21 protein-coding genes and 1 pseudogene are annotated in these 16,641 nt (G+C 42.3%); 10 read left to right on the forward strand and 12 right to left on the reverse strand.

Annotation, left to right across the window (positions count from 1 at the left end):
- Positions 1–200 precede the first annotated feature (200 nt).
- The 3 genes from K08M4_RS10925 to K08M4_RS10935 form a co-directional block, all read right to left on the reverse strand.
- On the reverse strand, positions 201–1,334 hold the full coding sequence (locus K08M4_RS10925) for a flagellin (protein WP_086049876.1): 1,134 nt from the start codon (positions 1,332–1,334) through the stop codon (positions 201–203).
- Positions 1,335–1,456: 122 nt separating this feature from the next.
- Positions 1,457–2,380 (reverse strand): Dyp-type peroxidase, encoded by a 924-nt coding sequence (locus K08M4_RS10930; RefSeq protein ID WP_086049877.1) that lies wholly within the window; start codon positions 2,378–2,380, stop codon positions 1,457–1,459.
- 65 nt (positions 2,381–2,445) lie between these two features.
- Positions 2,446–2,907 carry a DUF2919 domain-containing protein gene (locus K08M4_RS10935; RefSeq protein ID WP_086049878.1) on the reverse strand — a complete coding sequence of 154 codons (462 nt, stop codon included), beginning with the start codon at positions 2,905–2,907 and terminating at the stop codon, positions 2,446–2,448.
- 109 nt (positions 2,908–3,016) lie between these two features.
- On the opposite strand from K08M4_RS10935, the gene K08M4_RS10940 reads away from it, so the two are divergent.
- A complete protein-coding gene (locus K08M4_RS10940) occupies positions 3,017–3,361 on the forward strand; it encodes a DUF2956 domain-containing protein (protein ID WP_054541672.1) in 345 nt (114 codons plus the stop codon).
- Between the two features lie 12 nt (positions 3,362–3,373).
- A complete protein-coding gene (locus tag K08M4_RS10945; RefSeq protein WP_017093259.1) occupies positions 3,374–3,706 on the forward strand; it encodes a DUF4156 domain-containing protein in 333 nt (110 codons plus the stop codon).
- Between the two features lie 122 nt (positions 3,707–3,828).
- On the opposite strand, the pseudogene K08M4_RS10950 reads toward K08M4_RS10945, so the two are convergent.
- Positions 3,829–3,951, reverse strand: a pseudogene (locus K08M4_RS10950) (helix-turn-helix domain-containing protein); the annotation flags it as partial.
- Positions 3,952–4,074: 123 nt separating this feature from the next.
- Here K08M4_RS10950 and K08M4_RS10955 point away from each other — a divergent pair.
- Positions 4,075–4,941 carry a universal stress protein gene (locus K08M4_RS10955; RefSeq protein WP_086049880.1) on the forward strand — a complete coding sequence of 289 codons (867 nt, stop codon included), beginning with the start codon at positions 4,075–4,077 and terminating at the stop codon, positions 4,939–4,941.
- 60 nt (positions 4,942–5,001) lie between these two features.
- Here K08M4_RS10955 and K08M4_RS10960 read toward each other — a convergent pair whose 3' ends face one another.
- From K08M4_RS10960 to rimK, 3 genes are all read right to left on the reverse strand, one after another.
- Entirely contained in the window at positions 5,002–5,865 is an 864-nt protein-coding gene (locus K08M4_RS10960; protein ID WP_086049881.1) for a mechanosensitive ion channel family protein, read from the reverse strand.
- 104 nt (positions 5,866–5,969) lie between these two features.
- Positions 5,970–7,001, reverse strand: a complete 1,032-nt coding sequence (locus tag K08M4_RS10965) for a succinylglutamate desuccinylase/aspartoacylase family protein (RefSeq protein WP_086049882.1) — start codon at positions 6,999–7,001, stop codon at positions 5,970–5,972.
- Between the two features lie 5 nt (positions 7,002–7,006).
- Positions 7,007–7,912 carry a 30S ribosomal protein S6--L-glutamate ligase gene (gene rimK, locus K08M4_RS10970; protein WP_086049883.1) on the reverse strand — a complete coding sequence of 302 codons (906 nt, stop codon included), beginning with the start codon at positions 7,910–7,912 and terminating at the stop codon, positions 7,007–7,009.
- Positions 7,913–8,205: 293 nt separating this feature from the next.
- Here rimK and K08M4_RS22415 point away from each other — a divergent pair, with 293 nt between their 5' ends.
- Positions 8,206–8,331: a hypothetical protein gene (locus tag K08M4_RS22415; RefSeq protein WP_257789241.1), complete on the forward strand. Its 126-nt coding sequence runs from the start codon at positions 8,206–8,208 to the stop codon at positions 8,329–8,331.
- A gap of 162 nt (positions 8,332–8,493) precedes the next feature.
- On the opposite strand, the gene K08M4_RS10975 is transcribed toward K08M4_RS22415, so the two are convergent.
- On the reverse strand, positions 8,494–8,781 hold the full coding sequence (locus K08M4_RS10975) for a winged helix-turn-helix domain-containing protein (RefSeq protein WP_029223467.1): 288 nt from the start codon (positions 8,779–8,781) through the stop codon (positions 8,494–8,496).
- Positions 8,782–8,986: 205 nt separating this feature from the next.
- On the opposite strand from K08M4_RS10975, the gene K08M4_RS10980 reads away from it, so the two are divergent.
- The 4 genes from K08M4_RS10980 to K08M4_RS10995 all read left to right on the forward strand — a co-directional run bounded on the left by K08M4_RS10980 (position 8,987) and on the right by K08M4_RS10995 (position 11,505).
- Complete coding sequence (locus K08M4_RS10980) at positions 8,987–9,334, forward strand: ArsC family reductase (RefSeq protein ID WP_086049884.1); 348 nt, start codon at positions 8,987–8,989, stop codon at positions 9,332–9,334.
- 96 nt (positions 9,335–9,430) lie between these two features.
- Positions 9,431–10,567, forward strand: a complete 1,137-nt coding sequence (gene dapE, locus K08M4_RS10985; RefSeq protein WP_086049885.1) for a succinyl-diaminopimelate desuccinylase — start codon at positions 9,431–9,433, stop codon at positions 10,565–10,567.
- 45 nt (positions 10,568–10,612) lie between these two features.
- Entirely contained in the window at positions 10,613–11,287 is a 675-nt protein-coding gene (locus K08M4_RS10990) for a M15 family metallopeptidase (protein WP_086049886.1), read from the forward strand.
- An 8-nt stretch (positions 11,288–11,295) separates the two neighbouring features.
- Positions 11,296–11,505: a DUF2897 family protein gene (locus K08M4_RS10995; RefSeq protein ID WP_086049887.1), complete on the forward strand. Its 210-nt coding sequence runs from the start codon at positions 11,296–11,298 to the stop codon at positions 11,503–11,505.
- 157 nt (positions 11,506–11,662) lie between these two features.
- Here K08M4_RS10995 and bamC read toward each other — a convergent pair whose 3' ends face one another.
- Positions 11,663–12,709 (reverse strand): outer membrane protein assembly factor BamC, encoded by a 1,047-nt coding sequence (gene bamC, locus K08M4_RS11000; protein WP_086049888.1) that lies wholly within the window; start codon positions 12,707–12,709, stop codon positions 11,663–11,665.
- Between the two features lie 49 nt (positions 12,710–12,758).
- Positions 12,759–13,637: a 4-hydroxy-tetrahydrodipicolinate synthase gene (gene dapA / locus K08M4_RS11005; RefSeq protein ID WP_086049889.1), complete on the reverse strand. Its 879-nt coding sequence runs from the start codon at positions 13,635–13,637 to the stop codon at positions 12,759–12,761.
- A 372-nt stretch (positions 13,638–14,009) separates the two neighbouring features.
- On the opposite strand from dapA, the gene K08M4_RS11010 reads away from it, so the two are divergent.
- Complete coding sequence (locus K08M4_RS11010; protein WP_017079431.1) at positions 14,010–14,552, forward strand: glycine cleavage system transcriptional repressor; 543 nt, start codon at positions 14,010–14,012, stop codon at positions 14,550–14,552.
- Between the two features lie 12 nt (positions 14,553–14,564).
- Positions 14,565–15,035: a thioredoxin-dependent thiol peroxidase gene (bcp, locus tag K08M4_RS11015; protein WP_017079430.1), complete on the forward strand. Its 471-nt coding sequence runs from the start codon at positions 14,565–14,567 to the stop codon at positions 15,033–15,035.
- 140 nt (positions 15,036–15,175) lie between these two features.
- Here the strand turns inward: bcp and K08M4_RS11020 are convergent, their stop codons facing one another.
- Positions 15,176–16,252: an AI-2E family transporter gene (locus tag K08M4_RS11020; protein ID WP_086049890.1), complete on the reverse strand. Its 1,077-nt coding sequence runs from the start codon at positions 16,250–16,252 to the stop codon at positions 15,176–15,178.
- Entirely contained in the window at positions 16,245–16,484 is a 240-nt protein-coding gene (locus K08M4_RS11025; protein ID WP_086049891.1) for a sulfurtransferase TusA family protein, read from the reverse strand. The genes K08M4_RS11020 and K08M4_RS11025 overlap by 8 nt, the downstream gene beginning before the upstream one ends.
- Positions 16,485–16,641: the final 157 nt, after the last annotated feature.

A 16,641-nucleotide genomic window follows, 5' to 3' on the forward strand; every position in this document is an offset into this window, starting at 1 on the left:
TGAAACCTTTAGAAAAAAAACAACAAAATTAAAGAAATAGCGAGAAAGCATAAGAAAGCGTGACTGGCAGTGAAGTTATCAAAAAAAGATGAGAAAAACGCTAAAGTTGTCGAAAAGTCAGCCGGGGTAAATGTTGTGTTTTAATTAACCAAAGGGCTTTAGTTAACCGAGAATACCTTTATAAGATTAGGCCTGATTTATTAGCCTAACAGCGTTAAGGCTAGGTTTGGTGCTTGCTTAGCTTGAGCTAAAATAGTGGTACTGACTTGCTGTAGTATTTGTTGCTTGAGCATTTGAGTGGTTTCTTTGGCGTAGTCTGTATCTTTGATTCGACTGTTTGATGCCCCTAGGTTCTCATGAACATTTTCCAGATTATTAATGGCATGGTCAAAGCGATTTTGCATTGCCCCTAATTCAGAACGGTGACTATCCACATATTTCATCGCCGTATCCAAAATAGAGACGGCTCGCTGTGCTCCCCCAACATCAGTGACATTAATATCATCGACTGACTCGTAATAACCCGCCGACATCGAAAGCTCACTGGCTAATGAGCCTGAGAAAGAGATCGTGCCTGCCGTGTCTTCGCCTGACATGTAGATCTGAAGCTGCCCCTCATCATTCACTGAAGCGGACACGAGATCCGTTTGACCATTAATGTAAGTCGCCAACTCTTCGATATCATCGCCCGTTTTCGCGTTAATCGTGATCTCTTGTGGCTGACCAAAACGATCGGTAAACGCCATCGTCATATCTGCCTGGTTGGATTTAACTTCCCACGTGTCATTTGCCATGCCATTGGCGACATAGCTAAAGCCGCCCATGTTGATATCATCGGTGCGCATGTTTTTCAAACCTACCTGCACCGCTTCGCCAGAACTGCCACCAATTTGAAATGACGAACTACCAAAACTACCGTTAAGGAGTTTTTTACCGCCAAACGAAGTCGTTTCAGCAATTCGATTCAACTCATCATTTAAGGCGGTGACTTCTTCTTGAATAGCTGCCCTTTCCGATTGGCTATTCGAACCATTAGTCGCTTGCAGTGACAGATCTCGCATACGTTGCATGATATTGGTGGTTTCGTTCATCGCCCCTTCTGCAGTCTGCATAATGGAAATACCGTCGTTAGCATTTCGAACGGCAACATCAATACCACTCATCTGAGTTTCTAATCGATTCGAAATTTGTAAACCAGCCGCGTCATCTTTAGCACTATTAATACGACTCCCTGAAGCTAAGCGCTCCAAAGATTGGTTCAGCATGTTATTAGCATTAGAGATATTCCTCTGAGCCACTAACGCCGAGACATTCGTATTAACTGTTATAGCCATAGACCTTCACTTGCAAAAAAATGAATAAAACTCACGATTACTCTTGTATCGACCAATTCATATAGAGCTTTAATAGAAAAAGGAGCCTCTAGGCTCCCTTTCTTTATTGCTGATGAGGCGATTTACTTAATCGTTAATGCACTCAACATATCAGCCGAAGGCGCAAAGTAGTAAGCGCCTGTCACTGCTCTAGTAAAGCGAAGCAGTTGGTCTGTTTTACCATCGGTTGCGCCGTACATGCTCTCTAACATCGCATCGAAGTTATGGCGAACATTACAGTAAGCGATGAACAGTAAGCCGTGATCGCCTGTTGCTGTGCCGTAAGGTAAGCTGTGACGAACAATTTTAAGGCCCTTGCCTTCTTCTTTGATATCGACACGGCCAACGTGAGACGCTGCTGGCACATCATCTAGCTCGATAGAATCAGGTTTAGTACGACCAACCACTTTCTCTTGTGCTGACACATTCAATCGATTCCAAGCTGGTAGGTTGTGCACAAAACGCTGCACCATAACATAACTACCACCAGCAAATTCACCTTCAGGAACAATCGCGACTTCAGCGCGCTGTGCGTCTTTCGGGTTTTCAGTGCCATCAACGAAATCGGTCATGTCACGAGAATCTAAGAAGCGGTAACCGTAAGTTTCATCAACCACTTCAACGTCTGCTGCGACTTCAGCTAGCAATTTGCGTAGGATGAAGAAGTGCAGGTCATGTCGGTTTGAATGACAGTGAATCAGAACATCAGACAGTGTGCTCGGTGCCGTGATATCACCTTCACCAAGCGCAGGAAAATCAATTAAGTCAGAGGGAGCAGCTTGCTCGAACTTATCCCAAAAAGCCTTTGAGAACGCAACCGACGCCGTTAAGTTCGCATCTGGTTGAGTTTGGTTAAGCTCGTCGATTAGAGTCGGAAGCTTTTGAATTTCCGCTAATACGTTAGCAGCGTTAGCGTTCACTTTAAGTTGAACGTAAAGAGCGAAAGGCCCAGCTTCAGGCAAAATAGCACTTTGAACGTTAGGCTGCTCATTTGAAACATTAAGCATAGATTATTCCTTCCAGTTTTAGCTTCTAAGTATAATTGTGAATGGTACAAATGTTTTGATGAGAATCAGTCTTCGAGCTCAACCACTTTAAAGCAATCCCTAGCGGCATGACTATTGGTTAAATAAAGCGCTAACCAGAGGAGCAATAATAGAGTGATAGCATTTGACCAACGGAACCATCCGTTATCCAAATAGATTAAATAAATTGTGTGGGAGCCCTGTGCCAAGATAGCCATCATGGTAACCCAACGTCCCCATGAAACCACTTTATTAAGGCGCTTTCTATCTGGTGATCTGAGTCCAAACAACCACATGAGTAACAAGCTCGGAATACTCAATGCAATCCCAACATAAAACATTTGATGATCTGGATAGATGATTTCGAGGATATCAGTGCCCGACTCTCGGCTTGCACCTGCAACAATGAAAACGACCAAAGCTTTCGCCAAAAATAGCCAACCTAACCATAATAGGATTGGGGCTTTTAAAAAGCCGTGCTTGTCGTATTGTTCTATGGAGTACCGCACAACTCTCACTTTCACTTATTTTCAAACCAACACTTTAACGCAAATCATTCATACTTAACTAGGTTTGCGTTATCTTATTGGTTAATCCGTTTTAATTATCGAACTCAGTATGAAAAAGAAAACTAATACACCATCTGTTGAATCTCAACAAGAAGCACTGAAGATAGCCAAAGCGACGCAAAAGCCAGCTCAAACCAAAGAACAAACCAAGTTGATAGCTCAAGGTATCGAGAAAGGCATCGCACTCTATAAAAAGCAGCAGAAAGAACGTGGCCGCCAAGCCGATAAAGCTAAAAAGCGCGTACAAAAAGAGAAGCAGACTCTACAAGCGAACCAAGACCAAGAACAGAATGTCGACTCGAATAATGAAACAACATCAAATCACGCCAGTAAATTGCCGTGGTTATTATTGTTCGCAAGCTGGATAGGTTTCGCGATTTATTTGATGAAATAACAGGATAAGCGTATGAAAAAGGAATTAATCGCTTTAGCTATGAGTAGCGTGTTACTCGGTTGCACGACACCGACATCAACGCCTCATAGCGAAGCTGCCAACGTGCAAATGGATTACCATGGCGTGATTAATATCGATAAATGTAAGTATAAAGGGGAAGTCACTGGCAGCGAGGGCCATTGGTATAGTTACCTGTTTTACCCAAATGACACCTTGATTCAGGGCGCGATGAATGAGCTCAAGTCAAATACGATTGAGTTAGGTGCAGATACCGTGATATTTACACTTCCCCAAGACTTTTCCACTTCCGTGACTATGTTGGGCACTGCCTATCTGTGTAAGTAGGTAGAAACATAGTTAGATAGCTCAGCGCTCAAATGAGCGAGAGGCTACCTCTTCTATTTCGATTTCTACTTCTACTTCTACTTCTACTTCTACTGCAAAAAAGAAAGCCAGCTTTCGCTGGCTTATGCACTAAATCCAAGGCTTGTTGCTATATCGCCTTTACGCTGGATAACCCATTGACTGTCAAATGGACCCCAGTCGGATAACTGGTAATAGCCATCATTATGACGTCGCCCATCTTGGACCGCTAACCCCAACAAAAAACCACAGATGCACAACATTACCAAAACCTTGACTAAATCAATTTAACATCTTGAATCAATATTATACATTGAGTTATCGTAACTTCTTATTAAAAGGATTTTGATATGAATTCAAGTAATTTACTAACAAAGGTTTGCTCTAAACCATCTAGACGAGTCTTGAGAAAGGCGGTTTGTTTTGCACAAGCATCCAGTCATTCCTTAAACATCTACGCGGAAGATTATCGCCGTAGTGAAGAGCATACTTTCTTAGATTTTCTAATTAAACCTAAAGAAAGCAGTGCTCGATACGATGATTTTTTCGTACAATGGTGTAATTCGATATTAGAAATAATAGAGGATATTCACTCAGAGCTAGAACTACCTATGATGGAAGTCAACTTTAATCTACTAACGGGGAATAGTTGGGAGCATAAATTTATTAAAGAACAGAAAAATAGTACTAATATTTTCCTTATTGATTATTCCAAAGGAATAATCGCATTCCAGTTACTTAGAGAACTGTTTAGCCAAGGACATGATATATTGCTGCTCACCGATATAAAGTGGCAACAACCTTTGAAAGTTGCTTCTGCTATAGATCCACTTCACCGCAGCGATAAAAATGCAGAAATAGATAAAGAGATTATTTCCCGAAGCTTAGAGTTACAAAAACGATTGAACGCAAAGATTTCTCTCGTGTATTGTCAGTATGTTGCTCCCTACTTATATCGATACTCTAAAGAGATATTGGCACATCAAAAACAGTCGATTACCAACTTTCTTGAATTAAACAAACATGCTCTTTTACCACTTCGGTTTATAAAGTCGAACCCCGAAGAGGGGCTGCCTGATATTGTCAAATCCATGGGAGCTTCTATTTTAGTCTTGGGTGCTTGCAAACGTACTGCACTGTCTCGCTATTGGTCAGGAAGTACTGTTGATACATTAATGGCAAATCCACCATGCGACTTACTGCTTGTCAATAAATAAGCATACTGACACTTTTAATACAGTTGATCAATTAGCATTAACTGTATTAATTATAGTTTTTTATTTTGATTCACGTATGATTTTTATAGCACCATCAAGATGGATATCACGTTGCGGGTAAGCTATGGTTACCCCATTTTCTTTAAAGGCGGAATCTATCTCAAAACGAATGTCGCTCGTTACTAGTCTAACGCCCCCTTCCACTTGTGAATTAACCCAAAAAAAAACTTCAAACATGAGTGCATTGTCACCAAAATCTTGGAAGAAAACACCTATTTCAAATGTTGGGAGTACCTGAGGGTGACTTTCTGTAATATTACGCATCAATTTCTCTACTAACCTAACATCACTGCCATAAGCAACCCCCACAGAAACCGTACCTCTTATTAGCTTGTCCCGTAAAGTCCAATTAATTACCGTATTTTCCAGTAATATACTGTTAGGAATCAACATATGAACACCATCTACACGTCTAATACGAGTAGAGCGAGTATTAATTTGCTCTACCGTTCCTTTTGCTCCTTCTACCTCAAGAAAGTCACCTATACGTATTGGTTTTTCGCCAATAAGTATCCAACCACTAATAAAGTTATTGATAATATTTTGCGCTCCAAACCCAAATCCTATGGCAATGGCTCCTGAAAGAAATGCAAATGCAGCAATGGGAATATTAAGCATCGATAACGTGGTGATAAATATAATAAAAATTGCCAAAACAAATAACACACGTTCAATCAAATGAACAATATTGGGATCTTTCCCTGATGCTGTTAACTTAGACTTAATTGCCTTTATAACTAACTTTGAAATCCAAAAACTTGTTATTACCCAAATTGGAACGGCAAGTAATGCCCATAATGTTACTGGTTGCTCGTTGAAAGTAAAAAGGGTCATCTCTAACCAAGAGATCGATTTTTCAAACATATTAGTAACTTCCTATAAACTTAAACCATCGAATGCTAATGATGAATTGATTTAGTACCTTTTCTCGTGAATTACTAAGAACATTAATTTTTTGTCAACGAACATCACAAATCATCTTTAATTTCTCTTGAAGCAACATCCTCAGATAGCTTATCTATTTGCTGCGCAATTACTTCTTCATCTTCATCAAAATAAGCAATGTGGTACATAGCTTCTCCCTCTTGAATCAAGGGGATATTTTGTTTCCCAATAATAACCCCCGTGCGAGGCGCAATAATTACAGCTAATTCTTCTCCATAAGCACTACTGATCGTAGCTAATTGATCTCCTCTCTTGACGTAATCACCCAACTGATATTTGTGTTTAACAATTCCACTGGCGCTTCCTCGTACCCATTGGCTACCTCGGGCAATCACAGGTTCAGGTACATCCCGCTGTGGACGCCTGCCTTTACTAATCATATTTAAGTGCCGTAAAACACGTATGACCCCTCTTGTTCCCATTCGAATAGATGCTTCATCAAAACGCAGTGCCTCGCCTCCCTCGAAAACCAAGACCTTCGTGTTTGAGTGAGTTGCACAATCACGTAATGAACCATCAATCTCTTTCGAATGCAGCACTAGAGGAGCACCAAAAGCGTTCGCTAATTCCGCAGTTATCTCGTCTTCTACATTTGCTCGAATCTGAGGTAAATTAGTTCGATGAATCGCACCAGTATGCAAATCTATTCCATACTGACATTTTTCAATAATCTCAGTCCTAAAGATATTCGCAACTCTCGCAGCCAGTGAACCTTTAGGAGAGCCTGGGAAGCTGCGGTTTAGATCTCGGCGATCAGGTAAATATCGGCTTTGATGTATAACTCCATGAACATTCACCATTGGAACAAAAATAATCGACCCACGAAGCACTTTAAAACGTTTCATATTGATAATTCTGTGAACGATTTCGATGCCATTTAACTCATCGCCATGAACCGCAGCACTAACAAAGATAGTTGGCCCATCTAGCTTCGCTCTCATGATATAGACGGGTAAAGAAACTTCTCCATCGGTGTATAATTTTGCTACAGGAAGCGCTATTTTCATTCGTTCGCCAGGCAACACACAATGGGTACCAATACATAAATCAGACATAATAATTATCCCTGCCCTCGTGTCTTATTAGCATTTAATTTTGCCTTTTTATCAATAAAATCATAAAGCTTACCTGCTACATCTAAGTTGGTAGCTCTTTCTATACCTTCTAAACCAGGAGATGAGTTAACTTCCATTACCATTGGACCACTATTGGATCGCAGCAGATCCACTCCACAGAAATTTAATCCCATAATTTTTGCAGCGTTTACTGCCGTCTCTCGCTCCTCTTTAGTTAAACGAATAATTTCCGCTGAACCTCCGCGATGCAGGTTAGAGCGGAATTCCCCCTCAACCGCCTGTCGCTTCATAGCCGCGACAACTCGACCTCCAATGACAAGACAACGAATATCAGCTCCTCCAGACTCTTTTATGTATTCTTGAACGAGTATGTTAGCTTTGAGCCCCATAAAAGCTTCAATAATACTTTCTGCAGCTTTTGCAGTATCAGCTAAAACTACACCAATACCCTGCGTGCCTTCTAACAATTTAATGACGAGAGGTGCCCCGCCTACATTCTTGATTAAATCTTTAATATTGTCCGGTTTACTCGCAAAACCCGTTCTTGGTAAGCCTATTCCTTTACGGGACAAAAGCTGCAAAGATCGTAATTTGTCACGGGAACGACTGATCGCTACAGATTCATTCACATTAAAAGTACCCATCATCTCAAACTGTCTCGCTACTGCTGTACCGTAAAAAGTAATAGAAGATCCAATACGAGGAATCACAGCATCATAAAGAGGAAGCTCATTACCTTTGTAACGAACCGTAGGTCGACTACTCGTAATATCCATATAACAATGCAGCGTATCAATCACATCAACAATATGCCCTCGTTCAACGCCAGCCTCTACTAAGCGACTTGTGGAGTACAACTTTGGATTTCTAGATAAAATTGCGATTTTCATTTTTATTTACCTTATAAGAAAAATACAGTACTTGTTATATAATAGTTAGTATTCACCGACTTATTTCACTTTGTTCGAAATAACTTATTATCTGAGATCGGGCTTATACTGTGGTCAACTGATATTGGCTACGCTCTAGAGTTTAACCAGAACATTCGTTCTGATTCATTGGGTGTCAAACTGTAGTTCTAAAGATATGACAGAGTTCAAGTTGCAGGGATAACTCAATCATGACACTGAAATATCTTAGGTCGTGCTCTGAGTAAGCTAGCTTAGTTCTTGTGATTTATTTTATGAAATTACAAGATAAGCGGATGAACAAGGAATGGATTGCTTTAAAGATGAGTGGTGTACTTTGGGGATACGCAATATCAACTACAGTTTCTCGCAACGAAGCTGACCAAGAACAAATGAATTAACCCCACACTCTGATTGATATCAATCAGTCCGGGTACCAAGAGGAAGTCACAAGCAGCGAAGATCACTGGTACTGCTACTTATATAAGCAAATAAATTAGCGCATCGACATCTCGATATACTTTGATTTTACGACGCCCAAAAGAAAGCCAGCTTTCGCTGGCTTATGCACTAAATCCAAGGCTTGTTGCTATATCGCCTTTACGTTCGATAACCCATTGACTATCAAATGGCCCCCAGTCGGATAATTGGTAATAGCCATCATTGTGACGTCGCCCATCTTGAACAAACATAAGTTCAATACCGATCCCCGGTAACGCCTTGAGTACATCTTGAATAGTACGACGAGGCCACCCCGTTTTTTCGATGAGTTTAGGCACATTTGGCCTATCAAGGCTTTCCACTAACAATGCTAAATATAGCCGCCTTGCAAAAACAGGACTCAACTCCATTGACACCTCCTATATATGTGCAACTCAATTATTTCTTTTTTTGCTGACAACATGTTGAGGCTGATCAATAAGTCTCCAATAGTGACATTTTCTTACTGTTTTTTTTCACTCTATGAAATATTCCTCACTCTATTTTGTCTGAATTGCAGCTTCCTGATAGGATTCAACTCATAACAACGAAATAAAATCACCCAAAGGAAGAACAATGACTATCACTATGTTTGGCATTCCGAACTGCGACACCATTAAAAAAGCAAAGAAATGGCTTGAAGCTGAAGGTATTGAGTTCGAATTTCACGATTATCGCAAACAAGGCATCACTGAAGAGTTGGTTACGACCTTCTGTTCAGAGCTTGGCTGGGAACTTGTATTGAACAAACGTGGTACGACTTATCGCCAACTTTCACAAGAACAGAAAGATACATTAACGGAAGACAAAGCCGTCACTCTGCTTGTTGAGCAACCAGCAATGATCAAGCGCCCAATATTAAAAGTAGAGGGTAAGCTTCACATCGGATTTAAAGCGGATCAATATGCCGCTATTTTTGCTTAATCAGCCGCATAAAATTCAGTAAAAAAGCGTTGAACCTCCCCGATTCAGCGCTCACAATTAATGATTAGACGTTTTATTTAAACAAGGAATTCAAGGATGACAGATAGCCCAACTTTGGCTCTGGCAAAAGACCTCATTAGCCGCCAATCAGTAACACCAGAAGACGCAGGCTGCCAAGACCTAATGATTGAACGCTTAAAAGCGCTAGGTTTTGAAATTGAGGTCATGGTATTTGAAGATACAACGAACTTCTGGGCTCGCCGTGGTACAGAGGCGCCTCTGTTTGCTTTTGCAGGCCACACTGATGTTGTACCTGCTGGCCCAATCGAGCAATGGAACACTAAGCCATTTGAACCGACTATTGTAGATGGTTTCCTACACGGTCGCGGCGCGGCAGACATGAAAGGCTCTTTAGCTTCAATGATTGTGGCTGTGGAACAATTCATTGCCAAGCACCCAGACCACACAGGATCAATCGGTTTCCTTATCACTTCAGATGAAGAAGGCCCGTTCATCAACGGGACAGTACGTGTTGTGGAAGCGCTTATGGCGCGCGGTGAGAACATCGACATGTGTATTGTTGGCGAACCATCAAGCACTGAGTTCGTTGGTGATGTCGTGAAGAACGGCCGTCGTGGTTCTATCACTGGCGACCTAGCGATTAAAGGTACACAAGGTCATGTAGCCTACCCTCACCTTGCGAACAACCCGGTACACAGCTCTCTACTTGCTATCAATGAATTGGCTACAACCGAGTGGGATAAAGGTAATGACTACTTCCCACCGACCAGCTTCCAGATCCCAAATGTGAGTGCGGGCACGGGCGCATCAAACGTCATTCCTGGTGAATTTAATGTTCAGTTTAATCTTCGCTTTAGCACAGAGTTAAACAACGACATCATCGTTGAACGAATCACAAACACACTCGACAAGTACGATTTCGAATACGATTTGAAATGGACATTCAATGGCGACCCGTTCTTAACAGACGCTGGCTCGTTGCTTGATGCTATTGTTGATGCCGTTGGTCACGTTAACGACGTAAAACCAGCCTTACTGACCACAGGTGGTACATCTGACGGACGCTTTATTGCGCGCATGAAAGGGCAAGTCGTAGAACTAGGTCCGGTTAATGCAACCATTCACAAGGTTAACGAATGCGTGAAAGTGGCTGACTTAGAGAAACTAACTGACATGTACGAAAGAACATTAGTGAACCTGTTCGCTAAGTAGTTTATCATCAGCGATTCATAGCATCTAATTATTGAGAGACGCGTTATGACACCAGAGCAGCTAACCGGACAATCAGATTCTCATCTAGAACCTAGCCTCATTGGCAGCAAAACCTTCTTGGTTCACAGTGAAGTCAAAGATGACCTAAACGATTTGATTGAAGCTGCTCAACTCGCTGGCTTTAAAATGGAGATTGCCAGTGGCTTTCGCGACTATGAAAGGCAATCTCTGATTTGGAACCGCAAGTTTTCTGGTGAAGCACCGATATTAGATTCAGAAAGCCAACCACTGGATGCTTCAACACTCAGTGAACAGCAAAAGTTGTCGGCGATCCTGAGGTGGTCTGCGCTTCCCGGAGCGAGTCGTCACCATTGGGGTTGTGACTTTGATGTCTTTGCTCGTAACCACTTACCTGAAGGTACTCAGCTACAACTGGAACCATGGGAATACCTCACTGGTCACCAGCAAGCATTTTACCAATGGCTGTCTGCCAATGCATCTCAGTTTGGATTCTTCTTTCCTTACAGCCAAGACCTTGGTGGTGTGGCGATAGAACCTTGGCATATAAGCCACCGTAAAGTTTCGCAGTTGTGTTTATCACAGTTATCTCCCACTTTACTTGGCAAGCAACTCCAATCTAAGCCAATATTAGGGTATGAGATTATTATGGAGCAGCTAGACGCAATCTATGCGCGCTTCGTGGCGAATATCAGTCATTAGGAGCGCTTATGTTAGAGTGGCTTACAAACCCTTGGGTTATCATCATAATCGTAGTTAGCGTTGTGGTGGGTAATATTGCTGCGCTCAAACAGACCGCTAATATGGATCTGACGGGTCGTAACAAAACAGAGAAAGACTTAGACAAACTCAATCAATTGGATAAACAGAACCAAGAGAAAGCTCAAAAAGATGAGCCTACGGACAGCAAAGACATTTAACCTAATGCTCTTGATACGCTAGCGCCAACCAGTCAGGTACGCTGTTATCCCTAGTTAGAAAATAGATAAGACAACTGGCACATAAACGCTAACTAATAAACATAAAAAAAGAGGACAATGTATGTCCTCTTTTTAATTATCAAAATTAGCTCAGTGCTTATTCAGCTTTTGCTTCTTTCTTATCTTTGGTTTGGTCAGCAACGTGTGCCAATACCGGTACCATCGACTTAAGTAGCTCTTCTTCTACAGGCTTACCTGTTGCATCCGTTACGTTAATCGATGTACGGTTACCAAGATCACCAAACAAGAAGGTGTAAGTACCTGGCGCTAAGTCAATAGGCTGTAGGCCAATCTCTTCCCAGAATTCATCATCTGGCGCTGCATACTTAGCTTTCACTGTACCTTGAGACTGATTACGCTCTTCAAGTTCGAAGCCCATCGTAGGTAGCAAAGTAGGTAGTCGTTGCCACAATACGTTGTATGGTGTACGAGCAATGATCACAGGGAAACCACTGCGGTCAGTTCCCATTGAGATAGGAATACGTTTCACCAACTCTTGTGCTTTCACTGCAGCTTCAGCACGAAGATCTGCATCGTATCTCGCCATCACTAGGTTCGTTAAGAACGCGTTGTAACGCTCTTTATTGGTTGCCGATACAGGCTTCTCTTCAGAGCCTTCACGCCAATCTATCAAGTTAATCTTGAAACCATAGCGGTTGTTCGCTTGGAAACGAGAGATAGAATAACGACTGCCAATCTCGACTTCTTCATCTTCAGAAACCCACGTAACCCAATCAGTCTCAATGTCATTTTCTGACTGTTCACGAATGCCGATATTACGCTGGGTCAGCATATCTGCAGCCGTTTGCCATACTCGGTCAGCCTCTTCAGCACGAAGGAGCCATAACGTCACTTCACCATTTTGACGCTCAGTACGAGCGCCAGGGATCAGTTCAAGAACCTGTTGAGGAGGACGAATATCCACTTGACGACCGGTACCACCACCGAATTCACCGCTTGGGATATCAAAGTTTGGGTAGAACTGAGGCTGAGCATCTTCAGGCAATTGCCATTGTGAAAACTCAGGTGTTTCTAAGTATTCAAAATCATCTTTGGCTTGGCGACGTTGAGTCGGGCTGCCAGAACATGCTGTAAGAACGAAAACAGCCAGTGAACCGATCACTAGCTGGTGAGAATACTTCATTTATACTCCTAAATGCCGAAGGTTCGCTTCGGCATTGCTTTATACGTTTTTAGTAAATGCACGCTTCAGTCATTGCTTGAGCAACAACAGGTTGAGCTGGTTTTGACAGTTCAGTCAGTGGTAGACGTAAGCCACCTTCAGCAATCAGACCCATTTTGTGAACCGCCCATTTTACGGGAATAGGGTTAGACTCAACGAACAAATTCTTATGTAGTGGCATCAAACGCTCATTGATCGCTTCAGCTTCTTCAAACTTGCCTTCTTTTGCTAGCTTGAACATAGTCGCCATATCAGCAGCTGCAACATTGTTCGTTACAGAGATCACGCCATCGCCACCACGCTTAACAAATTCAAGACCAGTTAAGTCATCACCACTTAGTAAGATAAAGTCTTCGCCACAAAGTTCACGGTGAATTGCAATTCTTTCGAGATCACCAGTCGCATCTTTCAGTGCAACGATGTTTTCGATCTCGGCAAGGCGAGCAACCGTTTCTGGCAACAAGTCTACCGCAGTGCGACCAGGTACATTGTAAAGGATCTGTGGAACGTCACTGACTTTAGCAATTGCTTTGTAATGTTGGTACAAACCTTCTTGAGTCGGTTTGTTGTAGTACGGCGTTACGCTCAGGCAACCAGCAATACCAGAACCATTGAGCAAACGGCTGAAAAGTACAGATTCGTGAGTTGCGTTTGCACCCGTACCAGCGATAACAGGAATACGGCCATCAGCAAATTCAACGACCTTATTGACGACTTTGACATGCTCTTCAATAGTGAGTGTTGAAGACTCACCAGTTGTGCCAACCGCAACCAGACCATCACTACCTGCTGCAACATGGTGATCAACTAACTTTTTAAGGCTGTCGAAATCCACTTCACCATCTGCATTAAATGGTGTAACTAGCGCAACGATACTTCCTGAAAACATGTCTATCTCCCTTAATTTATTCTTTTTGCATGTTACTGTAAGCCAATCAATAAACACAAGACATTAAAGTGGCTTACCAGCAACATCTGCAGTAAATATTGTCGTATGTTTGAGGTAAAACGACTTATAACCGCGTTCGACCTAGAATTTGGGTAACTTACACTCAATCTAGCGAATAGCTCAGCACTCGATGTCAGTAACAAGTAAGCAATGCTCTCACACCACTCTTTGAATTTTAAACACTCTAAATATTCCTATTACTTGTTACATATTTGAAGCAAAGTGCCTCATAAAAGCCCCAACCACACACTTATTCCTCTAGCTAACTGTGCTAACATGCATGAATCAATGGAATATAAGAGACGTGATTTTATGACTCAACATCTAGTAATCACAGCTGTGGGCACTGATCGCCCAGGTGTATGCAACCAAGTGGTTCACTTAGTCACCCAATCAGGCTGTAACATTATTGATAGCCGTATCGCTCTATTTGGCGAAGAATTTACGCTTATCATGCTACTGTCTGGAAAGGCAAACAACATCACCCGCGTTGAAACCACCCTGCCCTTACTTGGACAAGAGCACGACTTGATTACGATTATGAAGCGAACCTCAACTCATGATGTGATTGAGAACTCTTACACAGTAGAGGTGTTCGTTGAGTCAGACGATAAAATCGGCCTTACCGAGCAGTTTACCCAGTTCTTCGCAGACCGAAACATCGGGCTTGATTCGTTAAGTGCGCGAACCATCAATAAATCTAAAGTTCAGCTCGACAACGACCAATTCCATATCTCTATTACCGCTTCTGTGCAATCAGAATGTAATTTGATGCAGCTACAAGAAGAATTCGACGCGCTGTGTCAGAGCCTATCCGTACAAGGCTCGCTCAACTTTATCAAAAACAGTTTTTAAAAAGGAAATATCATGAATACGCTAACGGCTGGTGTTCCAGCACCTGCTTTTTCTCTTCCAGATCAAGATGGCAATATCGTATCTCTTGGTGACTTCAAAGGTAAAAAAGTCCTTTTCTATTTTTACCCAAAAGCAATGACTCCAGGTTGTATTGTGCAAGCTGAAGGCCTCCGTGATATCAAAGCACAGCTTGATGACCTGAATGTGGTTGTTCTAGGTGTGAGTGTTGACCCAGTCAAACGCCTACCAAATTTCGTCGAGAAGAAATCTCTAAACTTCACACTACTATCTGATGAAGACCACAGCGTTGCTGAACAGTTTGGCGTTTGGGGCGAGAAGAAATTTATGGGTAAAGTGTACGATGGTCTTCACCGTATTAGCTTCCTAATTGATGAAGAAGGTCAGATTGAACACGTCTTCAACAAGTTCAAAACCAAGACTCACCACGAAGTGGTTTTAGATTACTTCAACCCAGAAGCTTAATGTCGATTTTAGTGAGTTGATTCTCTAAATTCGCACCTAGCGAATCTAAATACACTACTCACTACTAAGCCAAATGCAAAAAGGCCGAATATCATGGATATTCGGCCTTTTTCACTTATTCAAATTAATAGCGCGTTCAATTACGATTGATGTTCAGGGTCATCGTCAAGAGCATGACTCGGTAAGGCATTCCAAACCGCTTTCACCAACGTGGCTAGAGGGATTGCAAAGAACACGCCCCAGAATCCCCACAGTCCGCCAAATACTAACACTGCAACAATAATCGCTACTGGGTGCAGGTTTACCGCTTCAGAGAACAGAACCGGTACCAACACGTTACCATCTAGCGCTTGGATAATGCCGTACGCCAGCAGCAGCCAGTAAAACTGAGGTTCTAACCCCCACTGGAACAAACCGACAATCGCGACAGGAACCGTCACAGCCGCCGCGCCGATATATGGAATCAATACCGAGAAACCAACCGCGACAGCCAACAGTGCTGAATAACGTAAATCCAGAATCGCAAAAGTTACGTAGCTGACACCACCGACGATCAAAATCTCGAGCACCTTACCGCGAATGTAGTTTGAGATTTGCTGGTTCATCTCAACCCAAACCTTGGCTGCTAGACGACGGTTCTTAGGCAGAACGCCACTGGCCATACTGATCATCTCTTCTTTATCCTTTAGTAAGAAGAAAATCAGCAGCGGTACAAGAATCAGGTAAACAGCAAGCGTAGCCAAACTAACAAGAGAAGCTAAAGAACCCTTCACAACGCTTTCACCAAAACCTAATGCTTTGTTCTTCGCATTCGACATGACGGATTCAACAATCTGTAAGTTAGCTAATTCTGGGTAACGGTCGGGAATGGTCGCAATAAACTTTTGCAGGCTTCCGTACATGCTCGGGATATCATTAATGAGGTTCCCCACTTGCTCCCAAATCGTTGGTACTAGGCCAAACAACGCCAATAGCATCACGCTGAAGAACATCATGATCACCAACATCACCGAGGGCGTTCTTGGCACACCCAGTCGTTGAAGCTGGGTAACCGGCCACTCAAGTAAATAAGCCAAAACGATTGCAACCAAAAGTGGGGCAATAAGGTGACCAAAGAAGTAGATCGTAATAAAGCCAAAGAGAATGATGGCAACCAAGCTGACAGCATGGGGATCAGAGAAACGTCGTTTATACCAACGATTGACCATTTCAAGCATCTGACTGCAATTCCTTTTTAGTGACGAGGAGATGATAGTAATTAGAGCAAACCTCAGTGATGACGTCATAGGCTTGCAGAGACAAAAAAGTAACAATATCTTTCATCGAGCTATTATCAGAGACATAAATTGACAATGATTGCCCTACTTCTAACTTTACACTGTGACGCTTGGCTAATAATAGTGCCACTGGACAGCGCTCTTGGCGTAAATCTAGAATATTAGGTGTCATTCTTGAGCTCGATGCTTATTATAAGGGTCGTATTGTAATCTGTTTTTGAAAACGCGCCATCATTCATTCACCTTCCTTCATGATAGCGCACGTACTCGGCAAAGGTTACATCAGATAGAGAACCAATTTGCATTGCACTTGTCTTACTGTCAGAAGA

This window comes from Vibrio syngnathi, assembly GCF_002119525.1.
Classification (GTDB): domain Bacteria; phylum Pseudomonadota; class Gammaproteobacteria; order Enterobacterales; family Vibrionaceae; genus Vibrio; species Vibrio syngnathi.